20 protein-coding genes and 1 tRNA gene are annotated in these 22,218 nt (G+C 58.4%); 6 read left to right on the top strand and 15 right to left on the bottom strand.

Annotation, left to right across the window (positions count from 1 at the left end; all coding sequences use genetic code 11):
* Positions 1 to 15: 15 nt before the first annotated feature.
* From RUM8411_RS03880 to RUM8411_RS03855, 6 genes are all read left to right on the top strand, one after another.
* Positions 16 to 1,044 (top strand): SIS domain-containing protein, encoded by a 1,029-nt coding sequence (locus RUM8411_RS03880; protein ID WP_085821323.1) that lies wholly within the window; start codon positions 16 to 18, stop codon positions 1,042 to 1,044.
* Positions 1,041 to 2,177: an N-acetylglucosamine-6-phosphate deacetylase gene (nagA, locus tag RUM8411_RS03875; protein ID WP_085821322.1), complete on the top strand. Its 1,137-nt coding sequence runs from the start codon at positions 1,041 to 1,043 to the stop codon at positions 2,175 to 2,177. Before RUM8411_RS03880 ends, nagA begins: the two co-directional genes overlap by 4 nt.
* Before the next feature lie 101 nt (positions 2,178 to 2,278).
* Positions 2,279 to 2,353: transfer RNA gene (locus RUM8411_RS03870), tRNA-Gly, on the top strand.
* A 129-nt stretch (positions 2,354 to 2,482) separates the two neighbouring features.
* The gene (locus tag RUM8411_RS03865; protein WP_085821321.1) at positions 2,483 to 4,303 is read left to right on the top strand and encodes an ABC transporter transmembrane domain-containing protein; all 1,821 of its coding nucleotides are present in this window, start codon (positions 2,483 to 2,485) and stop codon (positions 4,301 to 4,303) included.
* A 154-nt stretch (positions 4,304 to 4,457) separates the two neighbouring features.
* The gene (locus RUM8411_RS03860) at positions 4,458 to 6,347 is read left to right on the top strand and encodes an acyl-CoA synthetase (protein WP_085821320.1); all 1,890 of its coding nucleotides are present in this window, start codon (positions 4,458 to 4,460) and stop codon (positions 6,345 to 6,347) included.
* A 12-nt stretch (positions 6,348 to 6,359) separates the two neighbouring features.
* Entirely contained in the window at positions 6,360 to 7,283 is a 924-nt protein-coding gene (locus tag RUM8411_RS03855) for an alpha/beta hydrolase (RefSeq protein WP_085821319.1), read from the top strand.
* Between the two features lie 4 nt (positions 7,284 to 7,287).
* Here the strand turns inward: RUM8411_RS03855 and RUM8411_RS03850 are convergent, their stop codons facing one another.
* The 15 genes from RUM8411_RS03850 to RUM8411_RS03780 all read right to left on the bottom strand — a co-directional run bounded on the left by RUM8411_RS03850 (position 7,288) and on the right by RUM8411_RS03780 (position 22,054).
* Positions 7,288 to 8,124 (bottom strand): alkaline phosphatase family protein, encoded by an 837-nt coding sequence (locus RUM8411_RS03850; protein ID WP_085821318.1) that lies wholly within the window; start codon positions 8,122 to 8,124, stop codon positions 7,288 to 7,290.
* Positions 8,125 to 8,268: 144 nt separating this feature from the next.
* Positions 8,269 to 9,906 carry an ABC transporter ATP-binding protein gene (locus RUM8411_RS03845; protein ID WP_085821317.1) on the bottom strand — a complete coding sequence of 546 codons (1,638 nt, stop codon included), beginning with the start codon at positions 9,904 to 9,906 and terminating at the stop codon, positions 8,269 to 8,271.
* Positions 9,903 to 10,718, bottom strand: a complete 816-nt coding sequence (locus RUM8411_RS03840; protein WP_085821593.1) for an ABC transporter permease — start codon at positions 10,716 to 10,718, stop codon at positions 9,903 to 9,905. The genes RUM8411_RS03845 and RUM8411_RS03840 overlap by 4 nt, the downstream gene beginning before the upstream one ends.
* A complete protein-coding gene (locus RUM8411_RS03835) occupies positions 10,718 to 11,674 on the bottom strand; it encodes an ABC transporter permease (RefSeq protein ID WP_085821316.1) in 957 nt (318 codons plus the stop codon). The genes RUM8411_RS03840 and RUM8411_RS03835 overlap by 1 nt, the downstream gene beginning before the upstream one ends.
* Positions 11,675 to 11,689: 15 nt before the next feature.
* Positions 11,690 to 13,276 (bottom strand): ABC transporter substrate-binding protein, encoded by a 1,587-nt coding sequence (locus RUM8411_RS03830; RefSeq protein WP_085821315.1) that lies wholly within the window; start codon positions 13,274 to 13,276, stop codon positions 11,690 to 11,692.
* 125 nt (positions 13,277 to 13,401) lie between these two features.
* Positions 13,402 to 13,755 (bottom strand): hypothetical protein, encoded by a 354-nt coding sequence (locus tag RUM8411_RS03825; RefSeq protein ID WP_085821314.1) that lies wholly within the window; start codon positions 13,753 to 13,755, stop codon positions 13,402 to 13,404.
* Between the two features lie 51 nt (positions 13,756 to 13,806).
* Complete coding sequence (locus RUM8411_RS03820) at positions 13,807 to 14,910, bottom strand: glycerate kinase type-2 family protein (RefSeq protein WP_085821313.1); 1,104 nt, start codon at positions 14,908 to 14,910, stop codon at positions 13,807 to 13,809.
* On the bottom strand, positions 14,910 to 15,347 hold the full coding sequence (dtd, locus tag RUM8411_RS03815; RefSeq protein ID WP_085821312.1) for a D-aminoacyl-tRNA deacylase: 438 nt from the start codon (positions 15,345 to 15,347) through the stop codon (positions 14,910 to 14,912). Before dtd ends, RUM8411_RS03820 begins: the two co-directional genes overlap by 1 nt.
* A 25-nt stretch (positions 15,348 to 15,372) precedes the next feature.
* Positions 15,373 to 16,041: a nitroreductase gene (locus RUM8411_RS03810; protein WP_085821592.1), complete on the bottom strand. Its 669-nt coding sequence runs from the start codon at positions 16,039 to 16,041 to the stop codon at positions 15,373 to 15,375.
* 100 nt (positions 16,042 to 16,141) lie between these two features.
* The gene (locus tag RUM8411_RS03805) at positions 16,142 to 17,230 is read right to left on the bottom strand and encodes a TFIIB-type zinc finger domain-containing protein (RefSeq protein ID WP_085821311.1); all 1,089 of its coding nucleotides are present in this window, start codon (positions 17,228 to 17,230) and stop codon (positions 16,142 to 16,144) included.
* Positions 17,227 to 17,772, bottom strand: coding sequence for a hypothetical protein (locus RUM8411_RS03800; protein WP_085821310.1), 546 nt, complete (start codon positions 17,770 to 17,772; stop codon positions 17,227 to 17,229). The genes RUM8411_RS03805 and RUM8411_RS03800 overlap by 4 nt, the downstream gene beginning before the upstream one ends.
* Before the next feature lie 4 nt (positions 17,773 to 17,776).
* Positions 17,777 to 18,925, bottom strand: a complete 1,149-nt coding sequence (locus RUM8411_RS03795; RefSeq protein WP_085821309.1) for an SPFH domain-containing protein — start codon at positions 18,923 to 18,925, stop codon at positions 17,777 to 17,779.
* 22 nt (positions 18,926 to 18,947) lie between these two features.
* On the bottom strand, positions 18,948 to 19,865 hold the full coding sequence (locus tag RUM8411_RS03790; RefSeq protein WP_234995125.1) for a DUF2927 domain-containing protein: 918 nt from the start codon (positions 19,863 to 19,865) through the stop codon (positions 18,948 to 18,950).
* A gap of 52 nt (positions 19,866 to 19,917) precedes the next feature.
* Positions 19,918 to 21,108 carry a toxic anion resistance protein gene (locus RUM8411_RS03785; protein ID WP_085821308.1) on the bottom strand — a complete coding sequence of 397 codons (1,191 nt, stop codon included), beginning with the start codon at positions 21,106 to 21,108 and terminating at the stop codon, positions 19,918 to 19,920.
* Between the two features lie 31 nt (positions 21,109 to 21,139).
* The gene (locus tag RUM8411_RS03780; RefSeq protein WP_085821307.1) at positions 21,140 to 22,054 is read right to left on the bottom strand and encodes a 5-bromo-4-chloroindolyl phosphate hydrolysis family protein; all 915 of its coding nucleotides are present in this window, start codon (positions 22,052 to 22,054) and stop codon (positions 21,140 to 21,142) included.
* Positions 22,055 to 22,218 lie beyond the last annotated feature (164 nt).

The raw sequence follows: 22,218 nt of genomic DNA, 5'->3' as shown, positions 1-22,218 counted from the left end.
AAAGGCCGGAACTTCATGTCCGAACGAACTTCGAAAATGCGCCAGGAAATCCTGGAAATCCCTGATGCCGTCGACAGGTTGTTAAGCCAGGGCGCGCCGGGGATCCAGGCGGCAGCACAGATGGTAAAACAAGCCGATCCCCAGTTTTTGATTACTGTTGCGCGGGGGTCGTCTGACCACGCCTGTACCTATCTGAAATACGCCAGTGAGCTTTTCTTGAACTTGCCCGTTGCTTCGGTCGGGCCGTCGGTCAATTCGATTTACGGTGTTGATTTGCAAGCCAAGGGCGCTCTGTGCCTGTCCATATCTCAATCTGGTCAAAGCCCGGATATTGTGGGCATGACCCGGTCGCTGAGATCCTCAGGAGGCGTAACCGTAGCGATCACCAACAACACCAACTCACGCCTGTCCGAGGTGACAGATGCCGTTCTGCCCCTGCATGCCGGACCAGAGCTGAGCGTGGCCGCGACCAAAACTTTTGTCACATCTTTGGTGTCGGGATTGTGGCTGTTGGCAGAAGTCAAAGGGGATAATGAACTGATCGGCGCGATCCACGCGTTGCCGGATTGTTTGGCCAGAGCCGCAACATGCGACTGGTCCGCAGCGGCCGAGACGATCACGGGACGGTCGTTGTTTACCTTGGGGCGTGGGCCGTCGTATGCGATGTCGAACGAGGCCGCGCTGAAGATCAAGGAAACCTGCCAGATTCACGCCGAAAGCTATTCAGCGGCCGAAGTGCTGCACGGCCCGGTTTCGATTGTTGAAGACGGGTTCCCAACGATCGTTTTTGCGGCCAGAGACGCCGCGGAACAGACAACAGCTGAAGCCGCCGACGCTCTGGCAGGCAAGGGAGCGACGGTGTTTGCAGCGACGGACAAAGTGACCCGCGCGCAGGTGTTGCCTGTGGCGCGCACGGGCCATTGGCTGACCGATCCCGTTGCCACCATCACGTCGTTCTACAGTATGGTCGAGGCAGTGGCGGGCGCGCGCGGGATCGACCCTGACGCCCCGCGCCATCTCAAGAAGGTGACGGAGACGGTATGACCTCAGGTGTTGTGACTTTCCGAAACGGGACCTTGTTCGACGGTACGCGTTTGCAGTTCGGCCAAGCGATCGTCTTTCGCGAAGGCGCATTGGCTGCTTTGGTTCCTGACGATCAGGTGCGCAACGAAGGGCAGGTTATCGACCTGAACGGCGATATCATCAGCCCCGGGTACGTTGATCTGCAGGTCAACGGCGGCGACGGGGTGATGTTCAACGATGATCCCTCTGTCGCGACGATCCGGCGCATCGCCGGGGCGCATCGCAAGCTGGGCGTGGTATCCCTGTTGCCAACGCTGATCACAGACACGCCCGAAAAAACCCGCGCGGCGGTTGAGGCTGCAATACAGGCCGTTCGGGACGGCGTACAGGGTGTCGCGGGCCTGCATCTGGAAGGGCCACACCTGTCGGTTGAGAGAAAGGGTGCGCATGATGCGGATTTGATCCGCCCGATGCAGGATTCGGATCTTGAGGCGCTGATCGCCGCGGCAGCCGAGTTGCCTTGTCTCAAAGTCACCCTCGCACCCGAAGCGGTTACGAAAGAACAGGTCCGCAGCTTGTTCGAGGCCGGTGTTCTGGTCTCGTTGGGCCATAGCAACGCGGATTTTGCCACCTGTCAGCATTATGCTGCAGCCGGCGCGCGCTGCGTGACGCATCTGTTCAACGCCATGAGCCAGCTTGGAAACCGCGAACCGGGACTGGTTGGATCTGCCCTGGCAAATGGTAGTTTGTCGGCTGGTCTGATCGCCGACAGTATCCATGTTCACCCCGAAGTCATTCGCGCAGCCTGGGCCGCGAAAACCGCGCCGGGACAGATCTTTTTGGTTAGCGATGCCATGGCCGTGGCCGGTACGGATCAGACCGAGTTCGAGCTGGAGGGCCGGCGGATCACGCGAACAGACGGGCGGCTGACGCTTGATGACGGGACGCTGGCTGGGGCGGACCTTGATCTGACAACTGCGATCCAGGTTCTGGTCACTCAGGTCGGCGTACCGCTGCAGGATGCGCTGGCCGCCGCGACCACCTATCCGGGCCAATTGCTCGGGCAGTCCGGATCGCAGCCACTGCGGTTTGACGCGATGATTCGCATTTCGGCCGATCTGGACGCGTGCGACTGGTTGCCTGCGTTGGGCTAGCCGTACCACTGATGCCCCAAACTCCTTGCTGCGAAATTGATTTTCGGGGTCGAACGGCGCTTGACGGCACTAGTCGCATCGCATAAACCGACCTCCGCTGAGCGGGCGTCGTATACTGGCTATTACCTCAGCCTTCCAAGCTGATGAAGCGGGTTCGATTCCCGCCGCCCGCTCCAAAATCAGCCCCTTAGATATGCGTCAAATAGCCCTTTTGGGTCGTCAAACCGTGCCAGCTTGCTTGACCCGGTGTCTTGCTGCCGACTAGAAGCGATCACTCAGGTACGAACACGATATAAGGGCCAGACATGGCAAGATCCGCTCCCGCCAGTCCAGCAAACAAACCCGCGCCCGGTGCCAGCGAAGAACGCGCCCGGTCAAGAAAAGTGGGCGTGCTGGCCTCACTGTGGCCCTTTATGAAACCCTATCGGCTGTTAATGTTGGGCGCCACGCTGGCACTGGTGTTGACGGCCAGCATGACATTGACCCTACCGCTGGCGGTGCGTCGCGTGGTTGACAACTTTCGTATCGAAGACGGCGAATTGCTCGATTGGTACTTTCTGGCCGCGCTGGGCATTGCTGCGATTCTGGCGGTGGGAACCGGTATCCGTTATGCGCTGGTGACCCGGCTGGGCGAACGCGTTGTGGCAGATATCCGCAAAGCCGTGTTCGACCGTGTCATCGGAATGAGCCCCGAATTTTACGAACGCATCATGACCGGCGAGGTGCTCAGCCGGATTACAACCGATACCACGCTGATCCAATCGGTCCTGGGTTCTTCGGTCTCGATCGCATTGCGCAACTTGTTGATGTTCATCGGCGGGTTAGTTCTGATGCTCCTGACCTCGGCCAAGCTCACGGGAATGGTACTGTTGCTTATACCATTGGTCATTGTTCCAATTCTTGTGCTAGGGCGGCGTTTGCGCGTGATCAGCCGTGAAAATCAGGACTGGATCGCCGCCTCATCCGGCAACGCGGGTGAGGCGCTGGGCGCGGTCCAGACCGTACAGGCCTTTACCCACGAACAGGCCAGCCGCACACAGTTTGGTGACATGACCGAGACGTCATATGTCGTGTCGCTGCGGCGCATTCAAACGCGCGCGGTGCTGACGGTTATCGTGATTTTCCTGGTGTTCTCAGGGATCGTTGGCGTGTTGTGGATGGGTGCGAATGACGTACGCAACGGGGTGATGACCGAAGGGGTCCTGATTCAGTTCGTGATCTATTCCATCATAATGTCCGGATCGGTCGCCGCCCTTTCTGAGATCTGGAGCGAGTTGCAGCGCGCAGCAGGTGCCACAGAACGCTTGGTCGAATTGCTGAACGCGGAGGACACCGTGACCGACCCCACAAAGGCGCAGACCTTGCCGACCCCGGTACGCGGAGAGATCCGCTTTGATGATGTGACCTTCCGGTATCCCGCGCGGCCCGGTGTCGTGGCGCTGGATCATCTGAGCTTGCAGGTCAGCCCCGGTGAAACCGTGGCTTTCGTAGGCCCGTCAGGGGCAGGCAAAACCACCGTTATTCAGTTGATTCAGCGGTTCTACGACCCCGAATCCGGGCAAGTACGCCTGGACGGGGTGGATTTGCGTGACATCGACCGGGCGGACTTTCGATCTCATATGGCGTTGGTTCCGCAGGACCCGGTTATCTTTGCAGCTTCTGCACGTGAAAACATCCGCTTTGGCCGTCTGGACGCGTCTGATGCCGAGGTTGAAGCCGCCGCCCGCGCCGCCGCTGCCCATGATTTTGTCTCGGCCTTGCCAGACGGGTATGACAGCTTTGTCGGCGAGCGGGGCGTGATGCTGTCGGGTGGTCAAAAACAACGCATCGCCATTGCACGCGCGATTCTGCGGGACGCGCCGGTTTTGCTGCTGGACGAGGCGACCTCGGCACTGGATGCCGAAAGCGAACGTGCTGTGCAGGGTGCCGTCGATCAGATGCGGGCCGGGCGTACCACGCTGATCGTTGCACACCGGCTGGCGACGGTGAAAAAGGCGGATCGGATTGTCGTGTTAGAGGCCGGCCAGATCGTCGCTCAGGGCACCCATGACGATCTGGTGGCGCAAGACGGGCTGTACGCTCGATTGGCCCGGCTTCAGTTCACTGACGGTATGGCGGCTGAATGAGGTGACGCAGGGGCAGCTTTCGTACCGCCGTAGCGTTATTCTACCCCCAGCACTGCACTGCCGCTAAGCCCTTGCTTGCACGCGCGCGGTTTTGCTTCCATCCTGTATGGGAAAACCTGTGCGTGACACGGGAGACGAACAGGGAGGAGCCGAAATGGCCTTTGCGGGAATAGAAGACAAGGCGAAACTAGAACAGGAAATGTCGTGGGAAGATCGGGACGTCCCGGTCACGTTCCATCAGCTTTTGACGCGCACAGCGAAAAAGTATCCGAATAACGCGGCCGCCAGCTTTCAGCTGATGTCAGGCCCGACCGATCCGGCAGAAACGCTGACCTGGTCGCAGCTGCTGGACAAGGTCACGCAGGCAGCAAACCTGTTCCGTTCGCTGGGTGTTGGCGAAAAGGATGTGGTGGCCTATGTCCTGCCAAACTCCAACGAGACGCTGATCACAATGATGGGTGGTGCAGTTGCCGGGATCGTAAACCCGATCAACCCATTGCTGGAGCCCGAGCAGATTGCCGCCATCCTGCGGGAAACCGGCGCCAAGGTTGTGGTTACACTGAAACCCTTCCCGAAAACCGATGTGGCTCAGAAAGTGGCTGAAGCCGTTCGCCATGCACCCAGCGTCAACACTGTTCTTGAGATTGACCTGAATCGGTATCTGACCCCGCCGAAATCATGGATCGTTCCGTTTGTACGTCCCAAAATGGCCGACAAGGAACATCTGGCCCACGCGGACTACAAAAGCTTAAACCGCGAACTGGCCAAACAGCCGACGACCCTTGCGTTCGAGGACAGCAAGGAAGATCGCGTCGCCTGTTATTTCCACACCGGCGGCACGACTGGCATGCCCAAAGTCGCGCAGCACAAATATTCCGGCATGATGTATAATGCTTGGCTGGGTGGCACCCTGATGTTCGGTGCAGAGGACACGGTGATCTGCCCGCTTCCCCTGTTCCACGTCTTTGCCTGCCATGTGATCGTGATGGCTGCTGTGCAGTCAGGCGCGCATGTGGTGTTCCCAACGCCTGCCGGCTATCGCGGCGATGGTGTATTCGACAATTTCTGGAAGCTGATCGAGCGCTGGAAGGTCTCGTTCATCATCACTGTTCCAACGGCGATCTCGGCCACCATGCAGCGCCCGGTCGATGCGGATATCTCAAGCGTCAAGAATGCGTTCTCTGGTTCGGCCCCGCTGCCGCTGGAACTGTTCCGTCGCTTCGAAGAGGCAACCGGTGTGGAAATCGTCGAAGGGTATGGCATGACCGAAGCCACTTGTCTGGTTTCCTGCAATCCCGTTGACGGCGATAAAAAGGTCGGTTCGGTTGGTATCCCGCTGCCTTACACGGATGTCAAAATCCTGCTGGACAGCCCCGAAGGTCCCAAGGAATGCGGTGTCGATCAGATCGGCGAAATCTGCATCTCGAACCCTGGTGTTTTCGAAGGGCACACCTATACCGAGGTCGACAAAAACAAAGACCTGTACCACTTCGACACATACCTGCGGTCAGGAGATCTTGGCCGGTTTGATGAAGACGGGTACCTGTGGATCACTGGTCGCGCCAAAGACCTGATCATCCGCGGTGGCCACAACATTGACCCTGCCGAGATCGAAGAAGCGCTGCTGGGTCATAGCGCGGTTGCCTTTGCTGGTGCAATCGGTCAGCCAGACGCCCATGCGGGCGAGGTACCATGCGTCTATGTCGAACTGATCGACGGTGCCTCGGTTACCGAAGCAGAGCTCAAAGAGTATTGCTCGGTTCATATCCACGAGCGGGCCGCCCATCCAAAGCACCTGACAATCTTGGACGAACTGCCCAAGACTGCGGTCGGCAAAGTCTTTAAGCCGGATCTGCGCAAGGATGCAATCATCCGAATCTACAACGAAGCTTTGGAAAAGTCGGGCAGCGCTGCGCGTGTTGTATCAGTGGTGGACGACAAAAAGCGTGGACTGGTTGCACAGCTTGACCCCAACGGTGCGACTGATGAGGATGTTAACAGCGTGCTGGGTGCCTTTACTCAGCAATGGGAACGGGCTGCCTGACCAGGAGTGGACATGGATTATGAACGCCTGATCGATGAAGAAACGTGGGCGTTCATAAGACGCACGGCTGAAAGCTATCCTGAGGACGCCGTTGATCTCTCGATCGAAGATCAGCGTCGCGTGTATGACGCGATGTGCCGCGACTTTCGCCAACCCCGCCCAATGGCGGTGGATACACAAGACAGGTCCGCTAATGGTGTGCCTGTCCGAGTTTACACCGCAGGAGACCCAACACGAACCGTCGTCTATTTCCATGGCGGCGGTTTCGTCGTTGGCGGGCTGGACAGCCACGACGATGTCTGTGCAGAGCTTTGCGCGCAAACCGGGTACCGGGTAGTGGCGGTGGATTATCGACTGTGCCCGGACCATCTGCATCCGGCCCAGTTTCAGGACAGCTGGACCGCTACGAACTGGGTGATCGGGGAATTCGCTGACCCGCTGGTTCTGGCCGGTGACAGCGCAGGAGGTAACCTTGCGGCCGCCGTTGCACAGCATGGGCGGGGCAGATTGGAAAACGTCCTGGGACAAGTCCTGATCTATCCCGGGTTGGGTGGGGATGCGTCGAAAGGTTCCTATGTCGAACACGCCCACGCGCCGCTGTTAACGCGGGAAGAGATACTTTTCTACGAAAAGGTACGATGTGGGGGTGAGACGCCGCAAGACGATCCAACCTTTGCGCCGTTGCACGACACGGATTTCTCAGAGCTGCCGCCGACTGTGGTTGTGACCGCGGATTGCGACCCGTTGCGCGATGACGGGGCGATTTATTGGGAGCAGATCACAGCAGCCGGCGGGCAGGCGCATTGGATCAATGAGCCGGGCCTTGTGCACGGATACCTGCGCGCACGCACCAGCGTAAAACGTGCAGCCGACAGTTTCGAACGCATCTCGGTCGCGGTTGAGGCCCTGGGTCAGAGCATCTGGCCCTACGACTGATAACTCACTTGAGGAACGGCTGCGCTGTCATCGTTGCAGCCACCGGTGCGCCTGTCCGGTCCAAGATTGTGGGTGCAAGTTGGAGCTGGTCAATTGCAGTATCGGCCTCTGGACCCTCGGCATCACCGAAGTAATACAACGCCGTTTCCTGTTGCAGCGCACCGCGGCCGCCATGGTGACCACGCTCGTCCTGGCCGTGGTCGGCAGTCACTATGACCTCATACCCCAATTGCCGCCAGCGCGGGATGAAGGGTGCCAGCATCTCGTCCATGACGAAACAGGCGTGGTCCATTTCCTCGCAGTCGTGAAAGAACCTGTGACCCATGCTGTCCAGCGTGCTGGTGTGCAACAACCCATAATCCAAACCGAACCGCAGGCACATGTTGGTCAGTGTCGCGAACAAATCCACGTCGCAGGGCGTCATTTGATTGGTCTTGCCGTAACCGGTCATGGTGTGGAACCGGCCGTGGTTGATGGTCTTGCTGTCCGGTTCGTCATATTCCACGTCACGCACGTAATCGAACGGGTGACGGTTGAAGAATTGCGACCAGAAACTGTGGGCGACCGCTCCGGTCACGCCGCCCGCCTCGCGCACCTGGCTAAAGACGTCCTTGTGGCTCAGCCGAAAGACGTTACCATTGCCGGTGCAGCCATGTTCCTGCGGGGTGACCCCGGTATGGATCGACGCATAGCAACTGGCCGAGGTTGAAGGCAGACCCGCACGCAGTTTCCAGACCCGCGCCTCGCCACTATCGACCCAGCCTTCGAGATTGCCGAACAACCGTCGGAAATTGCGCCACGGAACACCGTCCAGAATAATGAGGAGTAGCTTGCGGTCCATATCCTGACCCTCTTGTTGAATTGTTCAGCCGACCCTATGAGATTCGTTGCAAAAAGGTCGCCTGTTCACGCCTTAAAAAGAAAAATCCCGACACGTGTTTATGACAAGCGCCGGGATTTCAGAAAGGTGCGGAATATGCCGGAATCAGTTCCCGGCACTTTCCATTTTGCGGTGGGCAACAACTTCTTCCAACCAGCCCAGGTGCATCTCGGGCACAGAACTGAGCAGCAGGTCGGTATAGTCGTCAAAGGGTGGGCTCAGCACCTCGGACTTGGAGCCATAGCGGACTACGCGTCCCTGATACATCACGGCGATGCTGTCGCTGATGGCACGCACCGTTGCCAGATCGTGGGTGATGAACAGATAGGCAACATTCTCAATCTTCTGCAGATCCAGCAGCAATTTGAGGATACCGTCCGCCACCAGCGGATCGAGCGCCGAGGTGACCTCATCACAGATGATCATCTTGGGCTTGGCCGCCAGCGAGCGCGCAATACAAACGCGCTGTTTCTGGCCACCGGACAGCTCTGCCGGATAGCGATCCATGTACTTTTCGCCCAGTTCGATCTCATCCAGCAATTCGATGATCCGCTTACGCTTTTCTGCGCCGCGCATGTTGAAGTAGAACTCCAGCGGGCGCCCGATGATCGTCCCGACAGTCTGGCGCGGATTCATGGCCACGTCTGCCATCTGATAGATCATCTGCAGTTCGCGCAGGTCTTCACGGCTGCGCCCCGCCAGACTGGACGACAGCTTGCGCCCGGCAAAGGTGATCTCACCATCGCGCGGGGGCAGCAGCCCGGTGATGACCCGCGCAAGAGTGGACTTGCCCGACCCGGACTCGCCCACAACAGCCAGCGTCTGCCCAGGATGCAGGTCAACATTGACGTTGTGCAGCACGTCAAAGTTCAACCCTTTGTAGCGCGCGGTGATCCCCTCGACGCTCAGCACCGGTTCCGGTGTGGGCTGTTTCTCTTCATGCTCGATAGATCGTACCGAGACGAGCGCCTGAGTGTATTCCTCTTGCGGGTTGTTGATGATCTGATCGGTGCTGCCGTATTCGACAGTGTCACCCATCCGCAGCACCATAATGTCGTCGCTGACCTGCGCCACCACCGCCAGATCGTGGGTGATGTAAAGCGCGGCAACGCCGGTGTCGCGAATGGCTTCTTTGATGGCCATCAGAACGTCGATCTGCGTGGTCACATCCAGCGCCGTTGTCGGCTCATCAAACACCACCAGATCGGGTTCCGGACACAAGGCCAGCGCGGTCATGCAGCGTTGCAGCTGACCACCCGAGACCTGGTGCGGATACCTGTCACCGATATTGTCCGGGTCGGGCAGGCCAAGCTTGGCAAACAGTTCTCGCGCACGGCCTTCGGCCTCTTTGCGGGAAAACTTCTTGTGCTCGACTGCCGCCTCAACCACCTGATCCATGATCTTCTTGGCCGGGTTGAACGACGCGGCAGCGGATTGCGAGACATAGGCAACCTCACCCCCACGCAGATTGCGGATGTCGCTGTGCGGGGTCTTCAGGATATCTCGCCCGTTGACCCAGACCTCTCCGCCCGTGAGTTCGACCCCACCGCGGCCATAGGCCATTGAGGCAAGGCCGATAGTGGATTTGCCGGCCCCGGATTCTCCGATCAACCCCAGCACCTTGCCGCGCTCGAGGTCAAAGCTGACCCCGTGCACGATTTCGATGTCATGGGGTTTTTCACCCGGCGGATAGACGGTCGCGCCGATCTTGAGGTCGCGGACCTTGAGAAGGGTATCACTCATCCCCGGCCTCCTTTCAGCGATGTGGTGCGGTTCAGAACCCAGTCAGCAACCAGGTTGACCGAGATGGCCAGCGTTGCGATGGCGACAGCGGGATAAAGCGCCGCGCCGATGCCATAGACAATGCCGTCCTTGTTTTCCTTCACGATGCCGCCCCAGTCCGCCAGCGGCGGCTGAACGCCCAGACCCAGGAAAGACAGGGTCGAGATAAACAGCACCATGAAAATGAACCGCAGCCCGAACTCGGCCACAAGCGGTGACAGCGCGTTGGGCAGGATTTCCCGGAAGATAACCCACATACGTCCTTCGCCGCGCAGTTTGGCGGCCTCGACATAGTCCATCACATTGATGTCCACGGCGACAGATCGTGACAGCCGGTAAGGGCGGGTTGCGTCCAGAAAGCCCATCACCAGGATCAGGATCGGAACGGTTACGGGAACGATCGCCAGAATAACCAACGCAAGGATCAGGGTGGGGATCGACATAATCAGATCGACCGTACGGCTAAGCGCCTGATCCGCCCAACCGCCCAGAACCGCGGCCAGCAGGCCAAGCGAAGTGCCGGTCAGAAAGCTCAGTAAGGTTGCAGCGGCCGCGATGAAGATCGTCGTGCGCCCGCCATAGATCATGCGGGTCAGCAGGTCACGCCCGATATTGTCGGTTCCAAGAAGGTGTTGGGCACTGGAAGGTTCCCATACGTCTCCGACCACTTCAGCCATCCCGTAGGGGGCAATCAGGGGAGCGGTGAACGCCACAAAGAAGTAGGCACCAGTGAAAAACAGACCAATGGCTGCCGAAATAGGAAGGTTCTTCATCATTTCGGATGCCTCAATCTTGGGTTCGCAACGATTGATACGATATCAGCCACCATGTTCAGGCCGATATACACGGCTGCGAAAACGACGCCACAGGCTAGAACCACCGGTACGTCACGTTTGGTTACGGCATCCACCAGGTATTGGCCCATGCCGGGGTAAACAAACACGACCTCAACCACGACGACGCCAACCACCAGATAGGCGAGGTTCAGCATTACGACATTCACGATGGGTGAAATCGCATTGGGGAAAGCATGTCGGGCGATGACCTGAAAGGTCGACAGACCTTTCAATTCTGCCGTTTCGATATAGGCCGATTGCATAAGGTTCAAAATTGCAGCGCGGGTCATGCGCATCATCTGCGCCAGTACCACAAGTGTCAGAACAAATGCCGGTAGGGCAACGGCGTACAGCTTCTGGCCGATGGACATAGAATCGTTGACCATGGCAAGGGATGAAAACCAGCCCAGTTTGACCGAGATAAAGTACACAAGAACGTAGCCGATCAGGAATTCGGGAATCGAAACCGTCGTAAGTGTGATGGCTGAAATCAGCTTATCCGGCCAGCGGTTGCGGAACCGGACGGCAAGCAAGCCAAGAAAGATCGCAAGCGGAACAGACACAATCGCTGCGACACTGGCCAGGAACAACGTGTTGCCAAGCCGTTTCCCGATGCTATCAGCAATGTCGAGCTTGTTGGTCAACGACTTGCCAAGATCACCCTGAACGATCCCCCCCAGCCAATCGAAATAACGCGTCAGGGCAGGGCGGTTCAACCCCATTTCCTCACGCAGGTTTGCAAGTGCTTCAGGAGTTGCGGACTGTCCCAGGACGGCTTGCGCGGCGTCTCCGGGCAGGGCTTCAGTCAGACCAAAAATCAGGGCCGAAGCGCCAAACAGCAATAGGAGTCCCAGCGCCAGGCGCTGGGAAACCAATTTGATGATAGGATGCATTAACCGTGGGCCCTATCAGGAGAACCACATCTTGCGCGACATGTTGCCGTTCATCATCTCTTGTGTCGGGTCACTTTCCCAGCCTTCCAGCTGGTTGCTGACGCCTTCGACAAAATCGTTGAACATTGGGCAGATCACGCCGCCTTCGTTGCGGACCATCTGACCCATCTGGCTATAGATGTCCTTGCGCTTGTCGTTGTCCAGTTCGGCGCGGGCTTGGAACAGCATCTCGTCAAAGGCCGGAACCTTAAAACGGGTGTCGTTCCAGTCTGCGGTCGACAGATACGCGGTCGAATACATCTGGTCCTGTACCGGACGGCCACCCCAGTATGAGGCGCAGAACGGCTGTACGTTCCAGACTTCGGACCAGTAACCGTCATTGGGCTCACGCTTGATTTCGAGCGGTATACCGGCCTGAGCAGCGGTCTGCTGGAACAACGCAGCCGCGTCCACAGCACCGGGGAAGGCGCCATCAGCGACCTGTAGAATGATTGGTGATCCGTCATGGCCGGACTTTTTGTAATGCTCTGCCGCTTTTTCGACGCTGAATTCACGCTGCGGGATAGACCCGTCAAACAACGGGTAAGCCGCGTTGATCGGCATGTCATTGCCAATCGTGCCGTAGCCGCGCAGAACTTTGTCGACCAGATCCTGACGGTTGATCGCATGTTTCAGGGCCAGGCGCAGTTCGTTGTTGTCGAACGGTGCTGTGTCGCAATGCATGATAAAGACATAGTGTCCACGGCCTGCAGTTGAATGAACCGTCAGGTTTGGCGCTCGACCCAGCAGATCGGCAACCTTGGGCTCAACCCGGTTGACCGCGTGAACCTGACCGGATTGCAGTGCAGCGGTACGGGCAGTTGCGTCATTGATCACAATCACTTCGACGCTGTCGAAGTTGCCGAAGTCCGGGTTCCAGTGGTTGGCAAATTTCTTGTATACATGGCGAACGCCCGGTTCGTTGACTTCCACCTGATACGGACCGGTGCCGATGCCCGCGCCCGGATCTTCCATGCCACCGTCGGGCTGAACGATCAGGTGGTAGTCGGCCATCAGATACGGAAGGTCCGCGTTTGGCTCGGTCAGGGTGACCTGAAAATTGTCACCATCGGCCTTCATCGACTCGATGCCCTTCATGATACCCAAAGCACCGGATTTCGAATCTTCGTTCGAATGGCGCTCCATGGTTTTCAGCACGTCTTCGCTGGTCATGGTCTTGCCGTTGTGGAACTCGACGCCTTGACGCAGTTTGAAGGTCCAGACCTTGGCATCGGCACTGCCTTCGACGCTTTCGGCCAGGCGGGGTTCGATCGTGCCGTCAGGTGCCACTTCGACCAGTTGGTCACCAAACTGTTTGCCGTTCTGAAACGGAACCGAGCTTGCATAGGTTGCCGGGTCCAGTGAGTTGGTTGATTCACCGCCCTGTAGGCCGAACTTCAGATCGCCACCCTTCTTCGGGCCTGCGGCGCGTGCAGCGCCTGCGAACATGGTGCTGGCCATCGCTGCGGAAACACCTAAAGCCGCTGCTTTGCCCATGAATTCGCGGCGAGTCAGCTTGCCGGCCGTGACCTGTTTGGTCATGTGAGTGAGTTGTTCGTTCATCAAGAATTCTCCCTGTGGATTGTTTTGGTGGCCTTTTTCAGGCTTTTTATTGACGCATGAGTCAAACTAGGCGCATTTCTATCTGGCGGGCAAGAGCAAAAGTCTGCCCCAAACGCGCGCGAGATTTACATCTGGTTGCGAGGTGCGGAATCCTCCGTTGGTTTGGAAATTACCAAGGTTTCGCCTTTAAAGGCATTTATTTTTACCTTCAGGAACAAGTTTTCCCGATCCGGCCATACCTGGCAGGAGGTTTCGGTTCGCAGTTTGATGCCGTTCCGACTCAATTCTTGCGTCCAGCAGGAATTGCGGGTGTCGTCGCGTTTGCGATTAGGTGAATATTCGAGACTAGCGGCGGCAGGATCGTCTGCGGCATCCACCGGACGTAAAACTCTTGCGGACGGCCGGCAGTTATCGGGCATCGTGATACCGATGTCTGGTTGTGCTTCAATATCTGGCAGCGCATTGGAGGGTCGCGTCATCGCAGTACTTTCAGCGCCTTCGACATTTCAGGACTTAACAAAACCGTCAATTCACTGGCGGATTGCGACAAGCAGGTCCATCACGTTTGTCCCCGTCGGGCCAGTGACCAGCAACGCGCCCTGACGGTTCAGAAAGCTGCCGCTGTCTGCCGCGCGCAGAGCGCTTTCGGCCCCATCCCCCCAGGTTGACCCATCTACGATGGCGCCAGCTGCCTGCGTCGGGCCGTCCGTTCCATCGGTTCCGCCAACAACCAGCGTGATCCCTGTGCACCCGGCAATTTCCTGCGCCAGGGCAAGTGCCAGCGCCTGATTGCGCCCGCCTCGACCTGGGTTGTCCGGCAAAACAACTGTTGGCTCACCTCCGAAAATCATGGCCCCTTTGGGCATGTTGCGAAGACGCTCGCCTAGCGACGCGGCAACTTTCAGGAAATCGTCATGCAGGCATTCTTCATTGGCCAGCACGGCGATGCCTTCGTCCTTTGCCTTTTGAACAGCGGCCGTGCGTGCGTGGGCATTGGACGCCACGATCTGCGTGCTGGCGTGAAAATCATAAGTACCCGGGACGGCACCGATCCCCGAACCAACAACGTTCAGGTCATCGCCGGGCACGTCCGAGATTGCCAAAACCGTCGCCCTGTCGCCTTGAAAATGAGACAGCAGCCCACCGCCTTTGATCCGCGAAAGCTTGCGACGCTCGGTGTTCATCGCAGTGATGTCCAGCCCCTGGGCCAGCAGGGTTTTGTTTAGTTGCTCCAGATCGTCCAGAGTTTTTCCCGGCACCAGGTTTTCGGCCAGCGAAGAGGCACCACCTGAAACCAGCAGCAGCAAATGCGACCCGGAGGGCATCGCCTCAACCGCTTTGCACAGGGCCTGACCGCCCAACAGGCTGCGATCATCTGGTACCGGATGAGAGGCTTCGATCACCGTCACATGCTCGGGCAGGTCGCGCCCGTGGTCATCTTTGGTCACAACCAGTGTTGGGATCGGTCCGAAATGCTCTAGCGCCGCGCGGGCCATTGCCGCTGCAGGCTTGCCGACTGCCAGAATTTGATCCGGTTCAGGAATAGCGTGCAACACTTTGCTGGTCGCCGAGTGACCGCCAACCGCGTCAACACCGGCTTTCCAGATGCGAATTGCCTGGTCTTTTCTGTCCATCAGCTTTCCATCCAAATCGTGACTGGCCCATCATTGACCAGTTCCACCGCCATATCCGTCCCGAATTGCCCGGTCTCGGTTGGTACGCCATGATCTCGAAGCCGCTGGGCAAAGACTTCATAAAGGTGTTTACCAACCTCGGGCGGGGCGGCCTCGGAAAAACCGGGCCGGTTACCGCGCGTCGTGTCGGCAGCCAAAGTAAACTGACTGATCACCAACGCCGAGCCTTGGGTATCGACGACCGAGCGGTTCATCTTGCCGGCCTCATCCTTGAAGATGCGAAGCTTTGACACTTTGGCAGCAAGTTGATCGGCCATGTGTTCCTCATCGCCCTGCATCGCACAGACCAGAATCATCAGCCCCGGACCTGTTTGTCCGATCACCTGACCCTCGACGGATACTTTGGCATGTGAAACCCGTTGTAAAACTGCGCGCAAAATCGGTCTCCGTTTGCTGCGATGCTCACCCGACCCAGTCGACGATCTGACTCAGATCGGCGCGGTCGGTTCGAAAGCTATTGGCTGGGTGGTCTTTATCTGCATATCCAAATGAAATCGCGCATAAAACGATCCGGTCGTCCGGAATCTCAAAGTACCGGCGCAGGAAGGGGCTGTAAGTGGCAAGGGCGGCCTGCGGGATTGTTGCCACCCCCAATGCCTGAGCCGCCAGTGAAAAAGCAGTAATGAACCCGCCGCAATCCATCGCACCATAGGGGCCAAGCTCAGCGGGGCTGGACAGGATGGCACAATGCGGTGCGCCAAACAGGCTGAAATTCTCCATCATTTGCCGAGCCGAGCCCGCACGGTCACCGCGTTCTACGCCGACGGCTTCGTACAAAGACCAGCCGCATTCACGGCGGCGTTCCTGATAGGGACCGGAATACGAGGTCGGAAAGGGCAGGTCCGGTGCAGGGGCACCAGTTGCGGCCTCTGTCTGCATCGCTGCCCGAAACCGGTCGGTTTCTACGCCACTGGTGACGACCACATGCCAGGGTTGGGCGTTACACCAACTAGGGACGCGGGAGGCGCTGGTCAGAATCTGTTCGATTTGATCTTGCGGCACCGGGTTCGGGCGAAATGCCCGGCAGGAATGCCGCCCGGTCAGCAATCTGTTAAGATCGGATAGCGTCACACTGGCCTCCACTCCGCGTTGACGAGGCGCAGGATGGCGTCAGACAGGTGGATGATCAAGCGCTTAAAACGCAATGTTGGCGGGGGCAGGATCCCAGAGTTTATTGCTGGCCTGTCGTCACCAGATATCCGACACCTGCCGCCACCAGCAGGCCCAATACGACGGCGACGGTGATCTTGATGGCGGACCAAGGGCGCGCGCCCTGAACGCGCCCGGTTCGCCCGTTGACCACAAAACGATAGGTTTCACCGCGGTATTTATAGGCGGCCATCCACACCGGCAGCAGAATATGCTTGAAGGTTACATTGCGCACATCCGTGTCAATCGCATGTATGCGTTGCCGGTCGCCGCCGATGTCAAAGCGGACATCGCGTTCGATCACGCGGGCCATGTGACCGCGCGCCTCGGTATAGCCGTCCTTCAATGCAACCGTATAAGCCTCGGCCCGAAAACCGGCCAGGTACTCGGGCTGGTAAGGCTCAAGCGCGGGTAAATCCCAGGGTTCCAGTGCGTCGGTATAGTTTTTGGGCAGCGATTGCGACGCAAGCACAAGCACATCGTCAAAAAACCGTGCAACGCGACCAGATTTTGGTGACCACCGGACCTTGGCCACACGTTGCTGAACCCGTTTTCCGTCCCGCATAACGGTTCGGGTTTCATAGTAAACCACGCCGCGCTCGCCGCGATAACTGGATTTCGTGTCCGCGTCAAAAGTCCAGTAGGGCACGTAAATGCCCTGCATCTTGCGGCCTTTGCGGGCGTACTCCTTCAATCCGTTGGGAGCGAACCACAATCCACCCAGCCAATCGCTCATAGCTGTGTGGGCCGCGCGTTCATCCAGTGCAAAAGGCAGCACGCCGCGCGGTTTGATGTGCCGACTGACCCCTGTGTCAGTCACCACCGGTGTGGCACAAAACGGGCATTCTGCTGCATGCGTGTCGGGATCAAACTCGACCTGAGCGGCGCAATTCGGGCAGGTCAGAACCCGGGTTTCCTCGATGTCACTGTCGGGAAGCCTATCGGCGAGGGCGGCGTCGAAATCCAGCTCTTTCAGGCTGGCCCCACCCCAGGGTCCGGCCCCGATGACCTCAGAATGCCCGCAATGGTCACAGGTCAGAGTGCCGTCTTCGGGGTTGAAGCGATAATCTGCACCACACTGATCGCAGGGGAAACGATGTTCTTGGGTCATTGCCTGACCTTACCTAAGCGCAAGTCCTGCCCGGGACCTATGATTGCGCGAACCGTGAGGGCGGCAACTAAGCAAATAAGGATAAACAGGGTAGAGTTTTGCGCCAAAACCAACCAGCCGTAATTCGTGAGAATGCCATCGATCAAGCGAGCGGTACCATCACCTCTGATACGATACATGAACGTTGGGTCTTCCGAATAGCCCCAACCCACATGGTACCTTATCGCGATACTTAGTGCCGCGATGGCGGCGCCGATACCGGCGCCCCAGTAAAAAGCTCGCCAGAAACTCACGGTCCGTCGCATCACGAGCAGCAAAAACGGTGCCACCAGGATCCAGCAGATCAAAAAGGCAACCGGAAGCCCGAGGAAAGCGAATGGGAACAAAGCGAGCAGGGAGGAGACGAGGCCAAAGCCTTTTAGAATTGATGCACTCACAACAGGAGTTCCGATGCACCCTGCCCACCCAAGCAATGCCGACAGATTGACTGCGCGCACTATTTCACGCTTGGAATAAGGACGTGTCTCTTCGGCTTCGGCCACTGGGTTAGCTCCCCGGAGGTGGCGGTGGCAAAATGGTAAACAACTGTGCCAGTTCCTGAACATCCCCGGCCTTTTTCCAGCCGTCCTGACCAGCGGTCCAGACATGGGTGTCCCGGGTGATCTCGCCGTCTGTCGCCATGCGACCCATCTTGGCCTTGGAAAAAGGCCCGTTGGTCTGCCCATCCACTGCGGTGTGCCAGACGTGTTCAACCGGCGGGGGCGGCGGCGGGGCCGCATGCGTTGCCGGTTGCTGGGCAGCGGGGGCAGGTCCGCCCCACGGACCGCTCGGCTGGCCCGCTGCCATATTCGCCATCTGGTTGGCCATCGCCATGCCCATACCCATGCCAAGGCCAGCGCCCATGCCGCCGCCCTGTCCGGGATTGTTGGCGGCTGCGGTCATCGCTTCGGCCGCTGAATACTGAGTGAACTTGCCCAGATCACCTGCCAAACCCATCGAGGTCCGCTTGTCCAGCGCAGCCTCAACCGCCGGTGGTAGAGAGATGTTTTCGATGTAGAATTCCGGCATCTCAAGGCCATAACCTTCAAGCACCGGGGAAACCTCGGCCGCAATCAGCTTGCCCAGATCGGCAGTGTTTGCCGCCATATCCAGAACCGGGATGCCTGACCCGGCGATCACGCGACTGAATTCCTGCACGATAATGTTGCGGACCTGAAAGCTGATCTCATCCATGGTGAACTCACCATCGGTGCCGACGATTTCGATCATGAATTTCGCCGGGTCCTTGACCCGCGTTGTGTAAGAGCCAAAGGCGCGTATGCGGGTTGGTCCGAACTCGGGATCACGCAGCATGATCGGATTCTTGGTGCCCCATTTCAAATCATTGAACCGGGTCGTATTGACGAAATAGACCTCGGATTTGAACGGGGATTGAAAGCCGTGATCCCAATGCTGCAGGGTGGTCATGATCGGCATGTTGTTGGTCTCAAGCATATAGAGACCCGGCGTGAACACATCCGCCAGCTGCCCTTCATGGACAAAGACCGCTGCCTGCCCTTCGCGCACGGTCAGCTTGGCACCGTATTTGATCTCGTGGCCTTCACGTTCGAATCGCCAGACCATGGTATCGCGGGTGTCATCCACCCAGTGAATGACGTCGATAAATTCGCCGGTCAGAAAATCGAAAATGCCCATTAGGGGTCTCCTCTTTTTGGGCTCAGAGCGGCTGGCCCATCAATTCGCGTGCAATGATGCGCACCACAGGGCGGGCGTCTTGCACTGTCACGCCGGGTTGAAGGCGCGGATCGTATAGCATTGTCAGCAGTTTTTCGTCATGGCTGGTCAACAGCGCAAATTCATCATCGTCGTTGAAGATCGATGGGCGCGCCTTGGGGCTGTCATTGGACAGCCCCAAACCTTGCGCGATCTCTTCGTGAATGCAGCTGCGGCGTGTCAGATCAGGCAGTTCGGCCCGGATCAGGGTCACCGCCCGCACAAACCGATAAGGGGCTGCCTTGGTTGGCGACGCAAACACAAAGCAGTCTATATTGGACCGCGGATTGGCGATCAGATCAAGCGACGGCTGACTGATGCCGGGGACAAGCTGTTTCAGCCGTGACACCACATAGGCGCTGTCATCCTTGCCGGCGAAAAACACGTGGAAATTGGCCTTGCGATTGACAACCGAGATCGGATGATCCGTAAGTTTGGCCAACCGAGCGGTGAACGCCTCGACCTCGGCTGCATCCTTTTTACGTGTCTCGGGGGATACAGTGGGGGCGAATTCGACCTGAACGCGAACGGGGCCAGACCAGCGGCTAAGCTGCCCTTCTGTTGTGTAGGCCGTCGTTGTTACCGCGTGATCCGGATACTCGCTGTAAAAGGCAATGGTTTCGAAATTGCGCTCCAGATCACTGGCGTCATAGGGCGTATCAGGACCGCCACCATCCGTTCGCAGCAAACCGCGTGTCAGCAGGTCGCGTTCGATCCGCTGGTAAAACCGCGCCAGATCCTGACTGGCCGCCGAAGGCGGGACATAAGCGTTGGGCGCAGGGGCGGGCACCGCAGGTCGCGGTTCCGGAGCAACCGAGGATGTCAAAGTTTCATCGCAATTGGCCAGAGCCAACAGCGACAAAACCCCTAGTACAGGCCTCAGATATCCCCGCAACCGCACGGTCCGCCCGCCGTTAGCCCGGAACCGCAGTTCCGGCGTTGTCGCCGATCCCGTCCTTGCGCGCCTTTGCTGATGCCAGCGTGTCGCGCAGCTCGACCTCCATCTTCTGCAGCTCTTGTTCGGCGGCGGCGCGTTTGGCTTTGCCTTCGTCAGCAATTGCCAAGCTTTCGTTGATTGTGCCGATCAGGTCGGCATTGGCTTGCTTGACGGCCTCGATGTCGAACACGCCACGTTCCATTTCCTCGCGGATCATTTTGTTCGATTGACGCAGGTTGGCTGCGTTTGAGGTCAGCAGCTCATTCGTCAGATCGTTGGCGTCGCGCACTGCAGCAGCTGCTTCGGCGCTGCGTTGAATAGTGACGGACTGCGCTAGCTGCGTTTCCCATAGCGGCACGGTGTTGACCAGGGTCGAGTTGATCTTGGTCACCAGTGACTTGTCGTTTTCCTGTACCAGCCGGATCGAGGGCAGTGACTGCATCGTCACCTGCCGCGTCAGCTTCAGGTCATGGACACGGCGTTCCAGATCGTCACGGGCCGCGCGCAGATCGCGCAATTCCTGCGCCTTCATCACTTGTTGATCTTCGGGTGCAGCCTGAACTTCGGCTTCTTTTTCGGGAATGTCCTGGCTGTCCAATTCGGTCAGCTTTTCCTCACCTGCCGCAATGTACAGCGCCAGTTCGTCATAGAACCCCAGCGTCTTTTCATAGAGCAGGTCCAATGACTTGATGTCTTTCAACAACGTGTGTTCGTGGCCCAGCAGGTCGTCCGTGATCCGATCGATCTGGTTCTGTATCTCTTCGTATTGCGCGGTGAATTTGGCGAAAGGCGCAGCCTTCCCCAGCAGGCGTTCCCACCAGCTGCGCTCGCGGCGAACGTCCAGCTCAGATACAGAAAAGCCCCGGATGGTGGTCACGATATTGCGCAGGCTGTCCCCGGCAGGGCCAACATCCTTGTTGCGTACATCCGCCAGCATGGCCTGGCTGATTTCCTGCAACTCGGCCTGTGCGGACGACCCGAACGAGACGATGGAATTGGTATTGCTCATGTCGATCTCAGACATGCGCTTGCGGATTTCCGCGCTGACAGGCTCGTCGGCCTCTTCCAGTGTGATAACCTCGGCCGTTGGATCGGGCAGAGCCACGGCGGTCACTTCCTGAACCAGCGTTTCGGCTTCGACCGCCTTGTTCTTGATCTCATCGGACATGGGGATAATCCTTCCTCAACATTTTGGCCGGTCAGTCCAACCGGACGCCTTCGCGTTGCAGACGCTCACGCAACACGTCAATTTCAACTGTCAGATCGCTGCGATCGTCCAAGAGCATCTTGCGGGTACGGGCTGCGAAATTCTGTTCCAGATCATCCAACAGGGATGAGTAGTCTTTCATGGCCTGTGCATCGCGTGTGCGGGCATAGACATCGGCAAACTTGACTGTCGCGTCGCGTGCGCCCTGCAGGTACACGGTCAGATATTTCCGCGCCCCGGCCAGATCGCGGGGATCTTCCTCGACCGTGCGAAACAAATCGCGGGCGGTGTCCTGAAACTGTTCGACGCGGGCCTCGATCCGGCGATCACCGGCCCGTTTAATGGCATCGGTCATCTGGGTCAGGTGGGTTTCAGCGTCCTCGACCACGCGGGCAACACGATCTTGCTGAAAGGTGTCGACCCCCTCCATCCCCTTGTCTTTCATAGGGTCAAGCCCAAAGGACACCGAATGCAAAGCGGTTGCCACGACACCGAACAGGATGGGCGCAATCAGGCTGGCCTCGGTCACAGTTGTCGCATCCAGAAACTCGGTCCGGTACGAGGCAAGAGCCGCGCCCAGACCGGTGAGAACGCTGGAGAATATCTTGCGGGGGAAAGCCGGTCGCCGCGCAGTACGCCGCGATTTATAGGCGGCCTCGGCACGCAGACCTTCGCGCAACAGGAACGCAGCCCCTGTCAGTAAGCCCGCCGCAACCAAACCCAGTGTCATTCCGACAGCACCGTCATTCAGCGATAGAAACACCAGCGGAACGGCAGGCAGAAACAACAAGTTCACCCGCGCTCCGGCAGGTTCCACCCGTGCGCCGTCAAACTGACCGCGCCGGGGTGGCTCGGATGGGTCAGAGCTGCCGTCAGGGCTGAATTTCCCGCCATAGCGTTTGGCCATGCGCCTACAAGCCCCCCAACACGCCGGTGCAAACACCAAACAGCAACACCAGCAGCGCCGCATAGGCCAGTTTCTGTACTCCGGTTCCGGACATGGTGCCCCTCAATGACGTTCCTCACGGAAAATTTAGGGGATGAGGGGGCCGGGCGCTAGGGGAAAGGTTG

Source organism: Ruegeria meonggei (genome assembly GCF_900172215.1).
Lineage (GTDB): Bacteria > Pseudomonadota > Alphaproteobacteria > Rhodobacterales > Rhodobacteraceae > Ruegeria > Ruegeria meonggei.
Note: the sequence above shows the minus strand (reverse complement) of the source record. Positions and strands in the feature narration are given on the sequence as shown.